17 protein-coding genes are annotated in these 18,625 nt (G+C 61.4%); 12 read left to right on the top strand and 5 right to left on the bottom strand.

Translation table 11 applies throughout. From position 1 onward, the window contains the following. Positions 1 to 53: 53 nt before the first annotated feature. Complete coding sequence (locus QMK47_RS01865; protein WP_320389723.1) at positions 54 to 1,043, bottom strand: sensor domain-containing diguanylate cyclase; 990 nt, start codon at positions 1,041 to 1,043, stop codon at positions 54 to 56. A 204-nt stretch (positions 1,044 to 1,247) separates the two neighbouring features. After that, positions 1,248 to 2,432, bottom strand: coding sequence for a delta-9 fatty acid desaturase DesA (gene desA, locus QMK47_RS01870; RefSeq protein ID WP_214512927.1), 1,185 nt, complete (start codon positions 2,430 to 2,432; stop codon positions 1,248 to 1,250). A 146-nt stretch (positions 2,433 to 2,578) separates the two neighbouring features. Here desA and dibA point away from each other — a divergent pair, with 146 nt between their 5' ends. Together dibA and QMK47_RS01880 are read left to right on the top strand one after the other, a co-directional pair. Continuing rightward, on the top strand, positions 2,579 to 4,486 hold the full coding sequence (gene dibA, locus QMK47_RS01875; protein ID WP_320389724.1) for a phosphodiesterase DibA: 1,908 nt from the start codon (positions 2,579 to 2,581) through the stop codon (positions 4,484 to 4,486). A 142-nt stretch (positions 4,487 to 4,628) separates the two neighbouring features. Next, positions 4,629 to 4,829: a nucleoid-structuring protein H-NS gene (locus QMK47_RS01880; protein ID WP_258691292.1), complete on the top strand. Its 201-nt coding sequence runs from the start codon at positions 4,629 to 4,631 to the stop codon at positions 4,827 to 4,829. 489 nt (positions 4,830 to 5,318) lie between these two features. Here QMK47_RS01880 and QMK47_RS01890 read toward each other — a convergent pair whose 3' ends face one another. After that, a complete protein-coding gene (locus tag QMK47_RS01890; RefSeq protein WP_320389725.1) occupies positions 5,319 to 5,702 on the bottom strand; it encodes a DUF6124 family protein in 384 nt (127 codons plus the stop codon). A gap of 487 nt (positions 5,703 to 6,189) precedes the next feature. On the opposite strand from QMK47_RS01890, the gene oscA reads away from it, so the two are divergent. The 8 genes from oscA (at position 6,190) to QMK47_RS01930 (ending at position 14,743) form a co-directional block, all read left to right on the top strand. Continuing rightward, a complete protein-coding gene (gene oscA / locus QMK47_RS01895; RefSeq protein WP_003186967.1) occupies positions 6,190 to 6,372 on the top strand; it encodes a sulfur starvation response protein OscA in 183 nt (60 codons plus the stop codon). 139 nt (positions 6,373 to 6,511) lie between these two features. Then, complete coding sequence (locus QMK47_RS01900; RefSeq protein WP_253470783.1) at positions 6,512 to 7,525, top strand: sulfate ABC transporter substrate-binding protein; 1,014 nt, start codon at positions 6,512 to 6,514, stop codon at positions 7,523 to 7,525. A 193-nt stretch (positions 7,526 to 7,718) separates the two neighbouring features. Next, positions 7,719 to 8,537: a sulfate ABC transporter permease subunit CysT gene (gene cysT, locus QMK47_RS01905; RefSeq protein ID WP_013692011.1), complete on the top strand. Its 819-nt coding sequence runs from the start codon at positions 7,719 to 7,721 to the stop codon at positions 8,535 to 8,537. 12 nt (positions 8,538 to 8,549) lie between these two features. Beyond that, positions 8,550 to 9,419 (top strand): sulfate ABC transporter permease subunit CysW, encoded by an 870-nt coding sequence (gene cysW / locus QMK47_RS01910; protein WP_214512931.1) that lies wholly within the window; start codon positions 8,550 to 8,552, stop codon positions 9,417 to 9,419. Positions 9,420 to 9,422: 3 nt separating this feature from the next. Beyond that, positions 9,423 to 10,412, top strand: a complete 990-nt coding sequence (locus tag QMK47_RS01915) for a sulfate/molybdate ABC transporter ATP-binding protein (RefSeq protein ID WP_018613244.1) — start codon at positions 9,423 to 9,425, stop codon at positions 10,410 to 10,412. A gap of 286 nt (positions 10,413 to 10,698) precedes the next feature. Then, on the top strand, positions 10,699 to 12,060 hold the full coding sequence (locus tag QMK47_RS01920; RefSeq protein ID WP_253470785.1) for a cytochrome C: 1,362 nt from the start codon (positions 10,699 to 10,701) through the stop codon (positions 12,058 to 12,060). Continuing rightward, on the top strand, positions 12,057 to 12,569 hold the full coding sequence (locus QMK47_RS01925; protein ID WP_214512933.1) for a sorbitol dehydrogenase: 513 nt from the start codon (positions 12,057 to 12,059) through the stop codon (positions 12,567 to 12,569). The genes QMK47_RS01920 and QMK47_RS01925 overlap by 4 nt, the downstream gene beginning before the upstream one ends. After that, positions 12,566 to 14,743 (top strand): GMC family oxidoreductase, encoded by a 2,178-nt coding sequence (locus QMK47_RS01930; protein WP_320389726.1) that lies wholly within the window; start codon positions 12,566 to 12,568, stop codon positions 14,741 to 14,743. The genes QMK47_RS01925 and QMK47_RS01930 overlap by 4 nt, the downstream gene beginning before the upstream one ends. A gap of 153 nt (positions 14,744 to 14,896) precedes the next feature. On the opposite strand, the gene QMK47_RS01935 is transcribed toward QMK47_RS01930, so the two are convergent. Beyond that, positions 14,897 to 15,421: a DUF962 domain-containing protein gene (locus QMK47_RS01935; protein WP_320389727.1), complete on the bottom strand. Its 525-nt coding sequence runs from the start codon at positions 15,419 to 15,421 to the stop codon at positions 14,897 to 14,899. An 87-nt stretch (positions 15,422 to 15,508) separates the two neighbouring features. Between QMK47_RS01935 and QMK47_RS01940 the strand changes: the two genes are divergently transcribed. After that, on the top strand, positions 15,509 to 16,195 hold the full coding sequence (locus tag QMK47_RS01940) for a Crp/Fnr family transcriptional regulator (protein ID WP_320389728.1): 687 nt from the start codon (positions 15,509 to 15,511) through the stop codon (positions 16,193 to 16,195). Between the two features lie 180 nt (positions 16,196 to 16,375). Here the strand turns inward: QMK47_RS01940 and QMK47_RS01950 are convergent, their stop codons facing one another. After that, positions 16,376 to 17,380, bottom strand: a complete 1,005-nt coding sequence (locus QMK47_RS01950) for an AraC family transcriptional regulator (RefSeq protein ID WP_253470797.1) — start codon at positions 17,378 to 17,380, stop codon at positions 16,376 to 16,378. A gap of 100 nt (positions 17,381 to 17,480) precedes the next feature. Here QMK47_RS01950 and QMK47_RS01955 point away from each other — a divergent pair, with 100 nt between their 5' ends. Next, positions 17,481 to 18,554, top strand: coding sequence for a fatty acid desaturase (locus QMK47_RS01955; RefSeq protein WP_253470799.1), 1,074 nt, complete (start codon positions 17,481 to 17,483; stop codon positions 18,552 to 18,554). The last annotated feature ends 71 nt before the right edge of the window (positions 18,555 to 18,625 follow it).

Genomic DNA, 18,625 nt, shown 5'->3' on the forward strand with positions numbered 1-18,625 from the left:
GCTATCGCGGGCAAGCCTTGCTCCCACAGTTGATCAGTGGCGGGACAACTCACTCAAGCAGCGATGATACGGTTCTTACCCTTGCGCTTGGCTTCGTACATGGCCGCGTCGGCGCGGGCGAACAGGCTGTCGAGGGACTGGTCTTCGGGGGTAATGGTGGTCAGGCCCTGGCTCACGGTGATGCCGAAGCTCTGCTCGCCGCAGCGAAAATTCAAGCGCTGGATTTCCCGTTGCAACCGCTCGGCTACTTGCATCGCCATGTCCGGGGGGCAGCCGGGGAACACCGCGGCGAACTCTTCGCCGCCGATCCGCCCGAACAGGTCACCGCGCCGGAGCACGGACCGCCCGCTTTCGGCGATTCTCTGCAACACGGTATCGCCTTCCTGATGGCCGTAGGTGTCGTTGATCACCTTGAAGTCATCGATGTCCAGCAACAGGAACGCCATGGGCATGCCTTGTAGCCGTGCCTGCTCGAACTCACGGTGGGCACATTCGAAGAAATGCCGGCGATTGCTGCTTTGGGTCAGCACGTCGGTGGTCGCCAGGCGCTGCAGTTCGCTTTCCAGCAGCTTCTTTTCGGTGATGTCTTCGGCAATGCCCACCACAATCACCGGTTGCCCTGGCTCGGCCTTGCGGTTGATAAAGCATTTGTCGCTCAGCCAGCGGATCTGGCCGTTGCCGGCGATGATGCGGTATTCACGGTCTTCGACGGCGCCTTTGACCAATACCTCGGCCAGGCTGCGCTCGGCGTACTCCAGGTCGTCGGGGTAGATTGCGTCGCGCCATTCGTTGAAGTCAGCCAGGACCAGGCCGGCGGGGCGGCCGAAGATCCGCTCGTAGGCGGGGCTGACATACAGCACCTGCCGGGTTTCCCAGTTGAACGCCCACAGCACGGCATTGACGCTGACCAGCAACGAGCTGAACAGCTGCTCACGCTCGCTCAGGCGCGCCACTTCACCCTGGGCATGCATCAGCGCCATGAGCGTCTGGGCTGCCTCGGGCCATTGAGGTAGGGAGTAATCCTGTAGGTTCTTGTCGACCATCGGCACAAATCTCAAAGAGCATGCACTGCTGTTGGTTCGCACGCGCTTTCTCCAAAACCCGCCTGGATGGCGAAGTGCTCCTTGAGATAGGGGATTTGGGGCGAAGTTCCTTTTCAGGCGACGAAGGGCGGGGGATTTAGCGAGTCAGATGCCAAGTGTTGAACCTGTGGCGAGGGAGCTTGCTCCCTCGCCACAGTGGTTTTGTCAGGCCGTGGCAGGCCGTAGCGAGTAGGTCTTGAGCTGGTCGGCGAAGTCCCGCAGGGACTGGATGCCGCTGGCCTCGGCTTCGTGGACCCATTCCTTGATGGCGGCGAGCATGTCGTGGCCGTTGCTGCTGGTCTTGACCCAGATCTGCTGTAGGGCCAGGCGTTTCTCGTAGATCACCTTCAGCGCCTGGCTGTGTTCGAGCATGTTCTGGATGCGCACGTGGTGACGGTCGTCCAGCAGGCTGGTTTCCCGCGACAGCAGGCGTTTGGCCCGGTGGAACTGGTGACGCACCGAGTGATCGACCTTTTCCAGTTCCTGCTTGACCAGCGGCGCGATGACCAGCCGGCGGTACTGCGCCATGATCTGGAAACGGTTGTTGAGGATCGCCATGGCCGTGTCCATGTCCAGGTGGCCCTTGCCTTCGACCCGGTGGGCGATCGGCGCAACCCGCTGGACCTTGGCCAGGCGCAGGAAACTGAACACCCGGATCCAGGCCCAGCCCAGGTCGAACTCCCATTTGCGTACCGACAGCTTGGCCGAGTTGGGGTAGGTATGGTGGTTGTTGTGCAGCTCTTCGCCGCCGATCAGGATGCCCCAGGGCACCAGGTTGGTCGCCGCGTCGCGGCATTCGAAGTTGCGGTAGCCCACGGCATGGCCCAGGCCATTGACCACGCCGGCGGCCCACACGGGAATCCACATCATCTGGATGGCCCAGATGGTGATGCCGATGGTGCCGAACAACAGCAGGTCGATGATGCCCATGATCGCCACGCCCAGCAGCGGGAAGCGGCTGTAGAGGTTGCGCTCGATCCAGTCGTCGGGGCAGTTCTTGCCGTAGATGCGCAGGGTTTCCGGGTTTTCCGCCTCGGCCCGATACAGCTCGGCGCCTTTGCGCAGCACGGTGGACAAGCCTTTTATGACCGGGCTGTGCGGGTCGTCGACGGTTTCGCATTTGGCGTGGTGCTTGCGGTGGATGGCGGTCCACTCGCGGGTGTTCTGCGCCGTGGTCAGCCACAGCCAGAAACGGAAGAAGTGTTTGAGGCCGGCGTTGAGCTCCAGGGAGCGGTGCGCCGAATAACGGTGCAGGTAGACCGTGACGGCAATGATCGTGACGTGGGTCATCAGCAGGGTGACTGCCACCAGTGACCAGGCCGACAAGCCAAGAAAACCTTCGTACCACATAGGCTGTAGGGCCCTCGATAAAAATAGAAACAGCCGTTGCATTATCACCGGCCGTACAGATAAAACCAGTCGGCCTTTCAGATAAGAGTGGCTGAATGTTTCTTCCTCTATAATCCCCACCTCTCTGTAGGGACATGGATGGCCGAATGCCTGCCCATCAACGCAGTGCCATGCGCGTAGCGCTGCTTTACCTTGTGTTGTCAGTCGTCTGGCTGCAACTGATTGGTTATTTATTGAGCAGTTTCTTCGATCAATTCGCTGACAGGCAACGCTGGCTGCTGATCAACGGCTATGCCTGGGTCCTGCTCAGCGCCGGGTTGATCTTCCTGGCGCGGGCGCGGATCTCGCGATTTTTCGCCAAGGGCGAGCACGGTGTTGATCGAGAGCGCCTGCGCCAGGCTGCCGCCGTCTTCGATTGCACCCGCGAAGGGGTGTTGGTGACTGACCGCAACGGCCTGATCGTGCACGTGAACCGGGCCTTCATGGCGATCACCGGTTATGTGCGGGATGAAGTGTTGGGCCAGCGCCCCACCCTGTTCAAGTCCGGTCGCCATGGGCCGGAGTTCTATCGCGACATGTTTACCTCCCTGGACAGCCTGGGGGAGTGGAGCGGCGAGATCTGGAATCGGCGTAAAAGCGGTGAGATCTACCCGCAATGGCAGACGATCCGCGTCATTCGCGACGACAGCGGCGAGGTCAGCCATTATGTCGCGGTGTTTTCCGACATCAGCGCCATCAAGGATTCCGAGCACGAACTGGCCTACCTGGCCCATCACGACCCGCTGACAGGTTTGCCCAACCGCCTGCTGTTTTCCGATCGTACCGAGCAGGCCCTGGCGTCGGCGCAGTTGCACAAGCGTGGCTGTGCCCTGTTGCTGCTGGACCTGGATCACTTCAAGAACATCAATGACAGCCTGGGTCACAACGTGGGCGATGAATTGCTCAAAGGCGTGGCCGAGCGGTTCTGCGGGCTTTTTGCGCCGGGCGTGACCCTGGCCCGGCTGGGGGGCGACGAATTTGCGGTGCTGGTGGAGAACTGCTCGCAACCGGGCCAGGCAGCGGCGCTGGCCCGGCGCATCCTGGATGCCTTGAAAGAGCCCCTGCGGTTTGATGACCACGCATTGTTCATCAATGCCAGCATCGGCATCAGCCTGTTTCCCGGCGATGCCCTGAGCGCCGGGCAGCTGCTGCGCAATGCCGATTCGGCGTTGTTCAAGGCCAAGAGCGCCGGGCGCGACGGCTACGCCTTGTACACCGAAGAACTTACCGCCCACGCCCAGCAGCGGGTCGAGATTGCCTTCGAACTGCGGCGCGCGCTGCAGCAACAGGAGTTGCGCGTTCACTACCAGCCGGTCCACGACCTGGCGACCAGTTGTCTGATCGGTGTCGAGGCGCTGGTGCGATGGGAGCATCCCACGCGTGGATTGGTGTCGCCGGCCGAGTTCATTCCCATCGCTGAACGTACCGGCCTGATTGCCCAGGTCGATGCCTGGGTCATGGACCAGGCCTGCCGGCAGATGTGCCAGTGGCAGCAGGCCGGCGTGGCGCTGTCGTTTGTCGCTGTCAACGTATCGAGTCGGTTGTTTGCCCGTCGTGAGTTGTATGACCAGGTCGCCCAGGTCTTGCATGACACGGGCCTGGATCCGGGTTGCCTGGAACTGGAAGTGACGGAAAGCGCGGTCATGGAAGACCCGGAGGTGGCGCTGGAGCAGATGCATCGCCTGCGGGAGTTGGGCGTGCGCCTGGCCATCGACGATTTTGGCACGGGCTATTCGTCGCTGCTGCGGCTCAAGCGTTTGCCGGTGCAGAAGCTCAAGATCGATCAGGGTTTTGTCGCGGGGTTGCCTTGGGATGAGGACGATGCCGCGATCGTCCGGGTGATCATTGCCCTGGCCCATAGCATGGGGATGCAGGTGCACGCCGAGGGCATCGAGCAGCGTGAGCAGGCGGTGTTTTTGCTTGGACAGGCGTGTGAGTTGGGGCAGGGTTACTGGTTTGGTCGGCCCGTGGCGGCGGCGCTGTTGGATTGGGGGCGGGCGCCGGTTATTGCTTGATCGTCAGGGGGATTGATGGCGGCCAGACAGCTGGCCAGGATTTTGTGATCGGGTACATATCCATTTCTGCGGTAACGGCGGCTTATGGTTCCGCTTTTACAGCGGGTCACTTTCGAAAAGCGCGAAAGTAACCAAAGCGCTCATGCCCCACCACTCGGCACCTCGCTTAGGCTCGGTGTGCCCTCACTCCGGCATTGCTCCGTGGGCCCGCCGCGAAGGGCCATCCATGGCCCAGCGCGGCTATCCCGGCATCCATGCCGGGATGCCCACTCCACAATGCCTGCGTTCGGCCAGCGTGGTTAACGGGGCGCCCGAGATCAACGTCCACCACGAGGCGGCCTAGTAGCCGACCTGGCTCTCCCGGTCGTACACCCCTCAGATCTGTTTGAGCAGGGCCTGTGGGAGCAAAGCTTGCTCGCGAGGCGGCCTGACAGCCGACCTGGCTCTCCCGGTCGTACATCCGTCAGATCTGTTTGAGCAGGGCCTGTGGGAGCAAAGCTTGCTCGCGAGGCGGCCTGACAGCCGACCTGGTTCTCCCGGTCGTATACCCGTCAGATCTGTTTGAGCAGGAGCTGTGGGAGCAAAGCTTGCTCGCGAGGCGGCCTGACAGCCGACCTGTCTCTCCAGCCGTACCCCAATCCAACTGTGGGAGCGAGCCTGCTCGCGAAGGCGTCGGTTCAGCTTGCATCATTGTTGCCTGACACTCCGCTATCGCGAGCAAGCTCGCTCCCACAGTGGAATGGTGTTGAACTTGAGATTCGGTTCGACACAGAACCCTGTGGGAGCGAGCTTGCTCGCGATGGCGCCGGCTCAGCTTGCCTCAATGTAGGCGCTATCCCTTGGCGCTGTGTGCCGCCATCTCCTTGGCTTCCAAATGATCCAACGCCCGCTCGACCAACAACTGCACCCCATCGGCCATACGGCTGATCGCCAGGGCAACACAGCGGCGTGAGTCGTCCACGTCGTCAGCCAGGTCGGCGGCGATGGTGCTGATGGAGAGCAGGTCTTCGGAGGCGTTGGCCAGCAGGGTTTCGGTGTCGATGTGGGGGGCGACGATGAACAGCTTGGTGCTGTCGGGTTCGGGCGGCGAGGCGGGCTTGGGGTTGAGGTAGTAGTCGAGGGCGCGGGTGGCGGCGTCATCGAGCTTTTTTTCTTCTTGCGCTTGGACGCGGGATTTGTGGCCGTTTTGCGGAGGATTCGGCGTAGGTTTGAACATGGGTAGGTTTCCTATAGAGAACCGCCCTGGATCGCTTGCACGCAATGAAGGGTGGCAGCTGTGTGCGAGTGTGCAAGACCGAGCAACCTTACCCAAAACTCGGCAGATCCGAAGATCTCCCGAACACAGCCGCCATAAAACACGGGCGCGAATGCGCCACGAATGGCTAGAAGCATTAAGGGTTGGTGTTTTACCCGGACTTGCACGTCCGTGTCACCGTTTTTTGCGATGACGAACAGAGGTTATCCGCGCCATAGAGCGCTGCCTAGTTCATGAACAGCCCTGCGTTTCGAAGGAAATATCCGAGGGTTTGGCAGGGAAAAAGCCCCCAGTCACCCCTGCCGTAGGACGTCGGCTACTTTCTGTAATTTTGGTTATATAAAAATTCTTAAATAGTCTTTTTAAGAATATCCGCCTTTATCTACTATTGCTCCACGCCGCAAGCAGTGCCGCCCACTGCCAGGCATTCATTCAAAGGAGCAGCAGCATGAGCGCATCTCTACGTAGCGTTGACGGCCAGGACGAAGCAACCATCTTGCGCGAGATCCAGAGCGCGTTGCGCGATCTACGCTTTGGGGCAGTGGAAATCACCGTGCACAACGCCCAGGTGGTCCAGATCGAACGCAAGGAAAAATTCCGCCTGCAGCAACCGAGTCATAAGCCGTCTTGAAAAAAGACAAAAGATCGCAGCCTTCGGCAGTGCCTACGGGGGGCTGAGTGTAGGAGCTGCCGAAGGCTGCGATCTTTTTCTACAAGCCAAACGAATTTCCAGAAGCCATAAGAAAACCAGAATTCCAGGAGCTTTCACCATGTCGTCCATTCGTCGTTATGCCCTGGCCGCGCTGGCCAGTGCTGTTTTTGCCGGTTCCGCCGTCGCCAAGGATTACGAGTTGCTCAACGTGTCCTACGACCCGACGCGCGAGCTTTACCAGGATTACAACGCCGAATTCGCCAGTTTCTGGAAGAAAGCGCACCCGGACGACAGCGTGAAGATCCAGCAGTCCCACGGTGGTTCGGGCAAGCAAGGTCGGGCGGTGATCGATGGTCTGCGGGCCGACGTGGTGACCCTGGCCCTGGCCGGCGATATCGATGAAATCGCCAAGCTGGGCAAGTCCCTGCCGGCGGACTGGCAAACACGCCTGCCGGAAGCCAGCACGCCCTACACGTCCACCATCGTGTTCCTGGTGCGCAAGGGCAACCCCAAAGGCATCAAGGATTGGGGCGACCTGATCAAGAACGACGTGTCGGTCATCACCCCGAACCCGAAGACTTCCGGCGGTGCGCGCTGGAACTTCCTGGCCGCCTGGGCCTACGGCCTGAAGGCCAACGGGGGTGACGAAGCCAAGGCCAAGGAATACGTGCAGGCGCTGTTCAAGCACGTGCCGATCCTCGACACCGGCGCCCGTGGCTCGACGATTACCTTCGTCAACAACGGTCAGGGCGACGTGTTGCTGGCCTGGGAAAACGAAGCCTTCCTGGCGCTGAAAGAGGACGGTGGCGCGGACAAGTTCGACATTGTCGTGCCGTCGCTGTCGATCCTCGCCGAACCGCCCGTGGCGGTGGTGGACAAGAACGCCGAGAAAAAGGGCAACCTGGAGATCGCCGAAGCCTACCTCAAGCACTTGTACAGCCCGGCCGGCCAGGAGATCGCCGCGAAAAACTTCTATCGTCCACGGGACAAGGATGTGGCCGCCAAGTACGCCCGGCAGTTCCCGAAACTGGACCTGGTGAGCATCGACAAGGACTTCGGCGGCTGGAAAAGCGCGCAACCGAAATTCTTCAATGATGGCGGCGTGTTCGACCAGATCTATCAGGCGCAGTAAGCTGGCCGTAAACGCCGTCATCAACTCCTGCCGGGCTCAACCCTGTAGGAGCTGACGAGTGCAACGAGGCTGCGATCTTTCGACTGCCAATTGAATCGAGAGTGAAAGATCAGGATCAAAAGATCGCAGGCTTCGCCAGCTCCTACAGAACACAGCAGGAGCAAGCTTCCTCGCCACACAACCAAGGACCTTTATGTCGCGTCGCATATCCCCCGTCATACCCGGCTTCGGGCTGACGCTGGGCTACACCCTGGTGTACCTCAGTCTGATTGTGCTCATACCCCTGGCGGCGATGTTCGTGCATGCCGCCCAGCTCACCTGGGAACAGTTCTGGGCGATCATTTCGGCGCCGCGGGTGCTGGCGGCCTTGAAACTCAGTTTCGGCACCGCGCTGTACGCCGCCATCATCAACGGCGTGATCGGTACGTTGCTGGCCTGGGTGCTGGTGCGCTACACCTTCCCCGGTCGCAAGATCATCGACGCGATGATCGACCTGCCGTTCGCCCTGCCCACCGCCGTGGCCGGTATTGCCCTGACGGCCTTGTATGCGCCGACCGGCCTGGTCGGCCAGTTCGCCACCGACCTGGGCTTCAAGATCGCCTACACGCCGCTGGGCATCACTCTGGCGCTGACCTTCGTGACGCTGCCGTTCGTGGTGCGCACGGTGCAGCCGGTGCTGGCCGATATTCCCCGTGAAGTCGAAGAAGCCGCCGCTTGCCTCGGCGCCAAGCCATGGCAGGTGTTCCGCCACATCCTCGTACCGGCGTTGTTGCCGGCCTGGTTGACCGGTTTCGCCCTGGCCTTTGCCCGTGGCGTGGGCGAGTACGGTTCGGTGATTTTCATCGCCGGCAACATGCCGATGAAAACCGAGATCCTGCCGCTGCTGATCATGGTCAAGCTCGACCAATACGACTACACCGGCGCCACCTCCATCGGCGTGCTGATGCTGGTGGTTTCCTTCGTCCTGTTGCTGCTGATCAACCTGTTGCAGCGGCGCATCGAAACCCCATAAGGAGGCGCGAACATGTCCCAATCGTCTATTTCCGCAGCCTCCACCAACGCCGCTCGCCGCGGCAGTGCGACGTCGCGGCGCGTGTTGATCGGCCTTGGTTGGCTGATTTTTGCGCTGTTTCTGCTGTTGCCGCTGTTCATCGTGGTGTCCCAGGGCCTGAAGCTCGGGCTGGGGGCGTTCTTTATGGCGATCTTCGAACCCGACGCGCTGTCGGCGTTGAAACTCACAGTGATTGCGGTGCTGATCTCGGTGCCGCTGAACCTGGTGTTCGGCGTCAGTGCCGCGTGGTGCGTGAGCAAATATTCATTCCGTGGCAAGAGCATGCTGGTGACGCTGATCGACCTGCCGTTCTCGGTGTCGCCGGTGATCGCGGGCCTGGTCTACGTGCTGATGTTCGGCGCCCAGGGCCTGTTCGGGCCGTGGCTGTCGGATCACGACATCCAGATCGTGTTTGCGCTGCCGGGCATCGTCCTGGCGACCATCTTCGTCACCGTACCGTTCGTGGCCCGGGAGCTGATCCCGCTGATGCAGGAACAAGGCACCCAGGAAGAAGAGGCTGCGCGCCTGCTGGGCGCCAATGGCTGGCAGATGTTCTGGCATGTCACTGTGCCGAACATCAAGTGGGGCCTGATCTATGGCGTGGTGCTGTGTACCGCCCGGGCCATGGGTGAGTTCGGCGCGGTGTCGGTGGTCTCCGGGCACATTCGCGGGGTGACCAACACCCTGCCGCTGCACGTCGAGATCCTCTACAACGAATACAACCACGTGGCCGCGTTCGCTGTGGCGAGCCTGTTGCTGATCCTGGCGCTCTTCATCCTGCTGCTCAAGCAGTGGAGCGAAAACCGAATCAACCGCCTGCGCGCCAGCGCCGCGGAGGAATAAGTCATGTCGATCGAAGTCCGTAACGTCAGCAAGAATTTCAACGCGTTCAGGGCCCTGGACGAGATCAGCCTGGATATCCAGAGCGGCGAGCTGGTGGCGCTGCTGGGCCCGTCGGGCTGCGGCAAGACCACTCTGCTGCGGATCATCGCCGGCCTCGAAACCCCGGACCAAGGCAGCATCGTGTTCCACGGCGAGGACGTGTCCGGCCACGACGTGCGTGATCGCAACGTCGGTTTCGTGTTCCAGCACTACGCCTTGTTCCGCCACATGACGGTGTTCGACAACGTTGCCTTCGGCTTGCGCATGAAGCCCAAGCACCAGCGTCCGAACGAAAGCCAGATCGCGACCAAGGTTCATGAGCTGTTGAACATGGTGCAACTGGACTGGCTCGCCGACCGCTACCCGGAGCAGTTGTCCGGCGGCCAGCGCCAGCGTATCGCCCTGGCCCGCGCCTTGGCGGTGGAGCCCAAGGTATTGCTGCTGGACGAACCCTTCGGCGCCCTCGACGCCAAGGTCCGCAAGGAACTGCGCCGCTGGTTGGCGCGGCTGCACGAGGACATCAATCTGACCTCGGTGTTCGTGACCCATGACCAGGAAGAGGCCATGGAAGTCGCCGACCGTATCGTGGTGATGAACAAAGGCGTGATCGAGCAGATCGGCTCGCCGGGCGACGTCTACGAAAACCCGGCCAGCGACTTTGTGTATCACTTCCTCGGCGACTCGAACCGCCTGCACTTGGGTGAGGACCGGCATGTGCTGTTCCGCCCTCACGAAGTCTCGCTGTCGCGCTCGGAGCTGGAAGACCACCACGCCGCCGAAGTGCGCGACATTCGCCCGCTCGGCGCTACCACTCGGGTGACCTTGAAGGTGGAAGGTCAGAGCGAACTGATCGAAGCGGAAGTGGTGAAGGATCACGACAGCCTGGTGGGGCTGGCGAAGGGCGAGACGCTGTTCTTCAAGCCCAAGGTCTGGCAGAAAGTCGCCAACCTTTAAGATCAAAAACATCGTCGGAACGCCGCCCGGAGCAAGCTCGCTCCCACGGGGGGATTTGTGTGTGACGCAGATCCATTGTGGGAGCGAGCTTGCTCGCGATGGCGTCCCCACTGACGCCCCGATCCGAATCTGAATAACCCCACCCAACCTTGCTTCGATTGGTTCTACGCCAACGCCTTTTCCCCGTCCAAACCCTACCTAGACTCTGACAGGCCAGGAGGCAAGTGAGAGTCCATGACGGACCGGTGTTATCTCTCCTGGTGCCCTGATGCCAAGGAGAGAAAACATGAGAGTGGAAGTCAGTCGGCATGGCCCGCTTGGCTGTGCATTGTTAGGCGTCTTGTTGGCTCCGGCCGCCAGCGCCGCCCCCTCGCTGTCCCCCCAGATACCCTTCGATGTCACGGTGACCAAGCCCGTTTCACTGGTCAGCCTGCAAGCCAATTTCGATGAGCTGTCGTGGCAGACCTTCATTGCCCTGAACTGGCCGGCGCTGGATAACGGCGACCCCAATACCGGCACTTCCATCGGCAAGCAGGATGGCGCCACCGTGTGGGAAAGCTGGAAAGAGAGCTACCAGATTTTCCGCGCCAAGGGCCAGGCCCCGCTGCCCTGGAATGCCCCGGCGACCCTGCCCGAAGCGTGCAAGTCGCTCAAGCCCGGTCGCCTGTTGCAGCAAATGGGCAAGGTGCCCGATGTGCTGGATGAATTTATCCAGCCCTTCGAGAGCGGCCCGCTGGTGGACCAGAACGGCACCTACACGCGCAACGAAATCGTGGTCAACCAATCGATGTTCAACGGGATCGTCGATAACGGTCTGTACAGCATCGAAGGCCAGCAGAAGTTCTTCGCCGCGAACCCGACCAATGCCGTGGCGTTCAGTTGTGGTTCCACCGAGACCAAACAGGTCGGTGCGGTGATGGTGAAGGCGTCGTGGAAAGTGCTGGGCCCCAACGACAAGCGGCAGGACTTTCACACCGTCGATGCGCTGGTCTACACCCCGGGGAACAACGACCCCAGCCATGGGCCGATTGTCGCGGAGTCGTGCGTGTCCGAGCCGGTCGGGTTGGTGGGATTGCACATGGTCCATAAGACCACCAGCGCGGCGCAATGGGTCTGGTCAACCTTCGAGCATGTAAAAAACGTGCCGGAAAAAACCACGCCCGTTGCCCAGCGGACGGGACCGTATCTGTTCTACAACGCTGCCAGCACAAGCGACATCAACCAACCGCCGCCACGGCCATGGAACCCGGCGGTCAAGGCTACGCCCTCGCAGATCGTGCGCGACGTGCCGCTCACCGATGCCACCAGAAAACTGAACGCTACGTATCAAGAGCTGTTGCGTAAGGTGGACCCGCAGAGCGTCTGGGCGAACTATCAGCTGATCAGTACCCAGTGGCCGTCAGACCCGCCCAAGAACTGCCAGATATCGGCCGCCAACCCGCTGGGCAGTCCTGCACCCCTGTTCCTGGCCAACGCCACGCTGGAGACCTACATCCAGGGCACCGTGCCCCAGGCGTCTTCCAGTTGCATGGCGTGCCACGGCAATGCGGCCACCCATGTCACCGAATCGCCACGCACCAGCTTCGCGGATTTCACCTATTTGCTCGAACGCGCACAGTCCACCAGTGGACAAGGAGCCAAGCAATGAGCAGCAATCTGGATAACTTCGTAGGCCTGTCATCGGCCCTGATTGGCATCTCGGCCGATCGTCTGGCACCGCAGATCGACCAGGTCGGTTTGCCGCCGATCTTTCTCGATTACGTCACTGCGCGAGTTCCTTCCGACGTCCTCAACGCGCTCTTGACTCAATACGCCACGCTGGCGGCGGACCATGTACCGTCCGACCAGATCGCCCAGCAGATACTGAAGTTCAACATGCAACCGACGATTCCACATACGGTACTCGCCGCGCGCTCGATCATGAAGCTGTGGTTGTTGGGCGTCTGGTATCAACCGTTCGATATGGCGCCTTTCAAGAAAGATGATTCGGCGGTGGTGTCCGATCAGGCCTACATCAACAGCTGGGCCTGGAAAATCGCCCAGGCTCACCCGATGGGCTACAGCGAATCGTTTTTTGGGTATTGGAACAGCGCGCCCTCCAGCCTTGAAGATTTGACCGGCGTATCCGCTAACGGACAGCAAGGAGCGTTGTCATGAGTACCGAACAAGCCGAAGTGGTGATCGTTGGCGCAGGTCTGGCCGGTAGCATCATTGCCTATCAATTGGGCATGGCCGGGATTGATGTGCTGGTACTCGAATCGGGGCCGGAGATACCGGTCAATCGTGCCCAGTATCTGGAGCGTTTCTATACCGCGACGCTGAAAACCCCTGAGTCCCCTTATCCCCCAAGCACGACACTGGACCCACATCTCAAGGGGCCGGCCGAACTGAACGCGCCACGGGCGACCATTGCCGATCTGCTCAATGGCAACTGGAACAACCCGGCGGTCAGCTACTTGGTCCAAAAAGGCCCGCTGCCCTTTACGAGCACTTACGAACGGGTGGGTGGCGGCACGACATGGCATTGGGTCGGAACCTGCCTGCGCATGGTGCCGAACGATTTTCGCCTGCGGTCCAAGTATGGCGTCGGGGTTGACTGGCCAATAGGGTATGACGATCTGCAAAGCGCCTATTGCCGGGCGGAAGCGGAAATCGGTGTGTCGGCCAACGTCGCCGACCAAGCCTATCTGGGCATGACCTTTCCTGAGGGTTATGCATTCCCGATGCGCAGCATTCCGTTGTCGCTGGTCGATGGCAGCTTTGTCACGGCTGTCACGGGGAAGACGTTCGATAGCTTGCCGCTGGTGGTCAGCCCGACGCCGGCCGGGCGCAACTCTCAACCTTATGCCGGTCGCCGGGTATGCGCCGGCAATACCAACTGCACGCCGATCTGCCCGATCCAGGCCAAGTACGACGCCACCGTGACCATGAACAAGGCGTTGAACACTGGCAAGGTTCGAGTGCTTTATCGAACCGTGGCCAGCAAAGTAACCGTTGGCACTGACAGCAATATCAATGGCATCGAGTTCAAGCAGTACCAATTGGAAGATGGCCCCGTCACTGGGACCGGTGTGGCAATAGGAAAACGTTATGTGATCGCCGCCCATGCGATCGAAACACCGAAGCTGCTACTGCACTCCGGCGTGGCCAACAGCAGCGGGCAAGTGGGGCGCGGCCTGGCTGACCATCCCATTTATCTGGCGTGGGGGTTGATGCCCGAGGGCAAGGCGATTTTCCCCTACCGGGGACCGCTATCGACGGCCGGCATCGAAAGCCTGCGCGACGGTGCCTTTCGCAGCGATCGTGCGGCGTGGCGTATCGAGATTGGCAACGAAGGTTGGAACTGGCCGGCCGGTGATCCCTACACCACGGTCGCCGACTTTATCGATGGGAAGAACAATGGCGGCGCCAACCCGAGCAATAAATTGCTATCCGGAACGGCGTTGGTACATAAGCTCAACGACGTCTTCACCCGCCAGTTCCGGATCGGTTTCCTGGTCGAGCAGGTCGAGGACGACCCCGACCACGCGAAATGCTACATCGTGCCCTCGACCGAATACACGGACCGGCTCGGTATCCCTCGGCCGGAAATCCACTACGACCTGTCCGAGTACACCATGAAGGGTTTCCAGCAGGCGAAAATACTGGCGACGCACATCATCGAGGACCTGCTCGGTGCCCAGGAGTTGACGGACATCATCGCACCTGGATGTTTTACTTACGACAAGGTGCCCTACAGCTTCCAGGGCGCCGGTCACCTGATGGGGACTTACCGCATGGGCGATGACCCCAAAAAGTCGGTCGTGGATAAATACCAGCGCAGTTGGGACCACAAGAACCTGTTCCTGGTGGGCGACGGTGTCTTCCCCAGCACCGGCACCTCGAACCCGAGCCTGACGATTGCGGCGCTGTCGTTCCAGGCCGGGGATACACTGGCCAATGACCTGCGGGCGGTGACGATGCAGGTTCAATCCAACATTGCCTGGCAGGGCACCGGCGTGCAGGTCAACGGGTTGGTGCCGCGCCTGGTGCGCTACGTCAGTGGGCTATGGTGTGCCAGTCCGCAGGGCGGCAATGTCGATGGAAATGGCGGTTCGAGGCACATCGACTACAGCAGCTATGCCTTGCCCGGTGCCGCCGAAGGTGCCTTGATCGGTCGCGTGGGCGATGGTGGCAAGCCGTTCCTGGTGGGTGATCTGGGGCAGGTTCCGGGCGACCAGCAAGGGGAACTGCAACTGTGCATCAACGATGACCTGACCGGGCAGCACGGGTCTGGCTTGAAAGATAACACCGGCGCGCTGACGGTACGGGTCGAGTTTGGTGCGCTGTAACGCTTGAGCGGTAAGGCCCAACTCTTGTGGGAGCGAGCTTGTGGGAGCAAGGCTTGCCCGCGATGGCATCGCCTCGGTCGATCAGCTACACCGAGGTGTTTGCATCGCGGGCAAGCCTTGCTCCCACAGACTCGCTCCCACAGAGGGGTGTTTTCAGACCGTCGAACGCTGGTTGCGCAAGGCTACGGGCCCGACGCGCTCTTCGATGGCCCGCTTCAGTTCGCCGCGAAGCCCCAGCAAAAAGCCCGCTTCCACCACCACAAACAGCGGCCCGATAATCAGCCCGGTGAGATCGTCGACGAACGCCGGCTTGCGGCCTTCGTAATAGTGACCGACAAACTGGATCACCCAGCCCACCACGAACATCCCCAGGCCACTGCCCAGCCACACCAGGGTGCTTTGCGCGGCGAGTATCTGGCCCAGCCAGACCGCCAGGCTCAGCAGCACCGTCATCAACACCCCCAGGCGCAACTCCAGGCGCAGGTAGAACCAGGCACTGGCCACGGCCACCAGCAGCGCTGGCGACACCAGGACCGCGCCCACTGGCCAACCTGGGCGTGACAGCAGCACGGCGACGGCGACGAAGATCAGCGGGATACCGATGAAATGGCTGGCGATGTTGCGCGGGTCGCGGTGATAGGCGGCGTATTGACTGAGATGATCGACGAGGCTTTTCATTGTTGTTCCTCCTGAGGTGATACCTGCATGATGCCCAGGTACCACAAGGCGTTCTGTCAGTTAGCCGACACTTGTCCCGGAGTTTCCATGAATTCGCATCCCTGGCACTCACACCTGATGGCCAGCCACTGGTACAGCCATCTGCCTGCTGAGTTACAGAATAGTCTGCTGGGCATGGCGCGGGTGCGCCGCCTGCCGCCGGGTCATCGGCTGTTCCAGCGCGGCGATCCACCGTGCGGGCTGTATGCCGTGCTGGAAGGCGCGGTGCGCGTCGGTGCGGTGAACGAGCAGGGCAAGGAGGCGTTGCTGAGCGTGGTGGAAGCGCCCCATTGGTTCGGGGAAATCTGCCTGTTCGATGGCCAGCCGCGCACTCATGATGCGGTGGTGGTCGGTCAATGTACGCTGCTGCACGTGCCCCAGGCGCCGTTGCTGGCATTCCTGCAAGAGCAGCCGATCTATTGGCGGCATCTCGCATTGTTGATGAGCCACAAACTGCGCCTGACCTTCATCAACCTCGAACACCTGAGCCTGATGCCCGCCCCGGCCCGCGTGGCCCACCGCCTGCTGCTGATCGCCGAAGGCTACGGTGAAATCGAACCGGCCCGACGGGTCCTGCAACTGCCCCAGGAACAACTGGCGCTGATGCTCGCGCTGTCACGCCAGACCACCAACCAGATCCTCAAGGACCTGCAGGCCCAGGGCATCCTGCACCTGGGTTACGGCGAGATCGAAATCCTCGACATCGAGCGGCTGCGAGCCCTGACCACAACCTGAAACCGACCAGAACCCTGTGGGAGCGAGCTTGCTCGCGAAGGCGTCAGGTCAGTCGACATCGATATTGACTGATACACCGCCATCGCGAGCAAGCTCGCTCCCACAGGATTTGTGTGCACCCCGGATAAAATGTGGGAGCGAGCCTGCTCGCGATAGGGCCAGTGCAACCAACCCAAATCCCTAGCGCAACCCATCCCGAAACTGCCCCGGCGTCATCCCGGTCCAGCGCTTGAAGGCGCGGCTGAAGCTGCTGGCATCGGCAAAGCCCAGCAGGTAGCTGACTTCGCTCAGCGAGCAATTCGGATCCCGCAGGTGCAGCAGCGCCAGATTCTCCCGGCACTCGTTGAGCAGTGCGTCGAAGCGGCAGCCTTCGTCGGCCAGGTGCCGTTGCAGGCTGCGCAGGCTCAGGTGCATGGCCTGGGCGATGCGTTCGGCGCTGGGCTCGCCTTCGGGCAGTTGGGCCTCGATGGCCGCGCGTACCTTGCGCTCCCAGGTCAGCGGCTTGAGTTGGGCGAGGGTGCGTTCGAGCACCGTTTCGTTGTGTTCGGCCAGTTCCGGGTTGGCGTCGTCCAGGTGGCTGTCGAAGTCGCTGAGGTTGAACTCCAGGCAATCCTGGTCGGCGCCGAAATGCACCGGCGAACGGAACACCTTGTGCCAGGGGCTGGGGTCCGCCGGTTCCGGGCGCCGCAGGTACACCGCCAGCGGTGCGTAATCACGGCCGAGGCGGTTGCGACAGGTGCGCACGTAAATCGCCGTGAACGCGTCGATGGCTTCGAAGGCTGGCGCCGGTCGGCCCGGCGGCACCTCGAGACTGAAACGGTAGCGGTCTTCGCCCCGGTTCAATTGCAGGGTCAGCGCATCGCTGACCACCGGGTGATAGCGCACGATCCGCTCGAACACTTCCCGCAGGCTGCCGCTGGCCACCAGGGCATAACCCAGTGCGTGAAATGTGGTGGGGCTGACAAAGCGCGACACCCGCAGGCCGATGGCCGGGTCGCCGCTGGCCTGCACGGCCAATGCCCACAGACGGGTGGTGGCTGAGAGCGGGTAACGGGCGTTCGGCTCGTCCATCCACTGCGGGTCGAGGCCGGCTTCTACGCACAAGGCATGGCTGTCCAGGCCCAGCGCATCGAGCTGTTTGCGCAGGGCGCGGGTCCAGCTGGCGAGGGAAGTCGGTTCAGTCATGACGATTGGCGCTTGCGGTCAACAGGTTGGCGTTTACGGCTACCATCCCAGGGAACAACGCCCGGCAGGATGAGCACATCTCTAACAGAGGATGTAAGCCATGCACGGCACTTGCGCAAGCCCCGAGCGATTGAATGCACAACAACGATCGGCCCATATTCGCCAGGTGGTCCTGGCCCGGGGCGAAGAATTGCGCCAGCGCTATCCGATCCTGCGCCACCAGGACGCGTTGGGCGCGGGGATCCTGGCGTTCGCCCTGGTCGGGATGATCGGTTCGGCGCTGCTCTACATCAACGGTTACCTGGCCGGGTGGGCGTGCCTGTTGCTCAACGCGTTTTTCGCGTCCCTGACCCACGAGCTGGAGCACGACCTGATCCACAGCATGTATTTTCGCAAGCAGCGCCTGCCCCACAACTTGATGATGGGCCTGGTGTGGCTGGCGCGGCCGAGCACCATCAACCCGTGGATCCGTCGCCACCTGCACCTCAACCATCACAAGGTGTCCGGCAGCGAAGCCGACATGGAGGAACGGGCCATCACCAACGGCGAACCCTGGGGACTGGCGCGGTTGCTGATGGTCGGCGATAACGTGATGTCGGCGTTCATCCGCCTGCTGCGGGCCAAGACCTGGACGCACAAGCGCAGCATTCTCAAGCGCACGCTGAAGGTGTATTTCCCGCTGGCGTTGCTGCATTGGGGCGCCTGGTATGTGTTTCTCGGTTTCCACGGGGCCAACGGCATCGCCGGTCTGCTGGGCACTTCAATTGACTGGTCGGCCACCACGCTGGCGACGATGCAGGTAATCGACATCGCCGCGGTGGTGATCATCGGGCCGAACGTGTTGCGCACCTTTTGCCTGCATTTTGTCAGCTCGAACATGCACTACTACGGCGACATCGAGCCGGGCAATGTCATCCAGCAGACCCAGGTGCTCAACCCTTGGTGGTTGTGGCCGTTGCAGGCGTTCTGCTTCAACTTCGGCAGCAGCCATGGCGTTCATCATTTCGTGGTGAAGGAGCCGTTCTACATTCGCCAACTGACGGTGCCGGTGGCCCACCAAGTGATGCGGGAAATGGGTGTACGGTTCAATGATTTCGGTACGTTTGGGCGGGCGAACCGGTTTGTGCGGGAAGAGGGTGTGGTGCGGGAGGAAGGGGATGCACTGCGGGTTTGACCGATACAGGTGCGAAACCTGTGGCGAGGGAGCTTGCTCCCGCTGGGGCGCGAGGCGGCCCTGGTTTTTTG

The sequence above is a fragment of the Pseudomonas sp. P9_35 genome, assembly GCF_034008205.1.
Taxonomy (GTDB): domain Bacteria; phylum Pseudomonadota; class Gammaproteobacteria; order Pseudomonadales; family Pseudomonadaceae; genus Aquipseudomonas; species Aquipseudomonas kilonensis.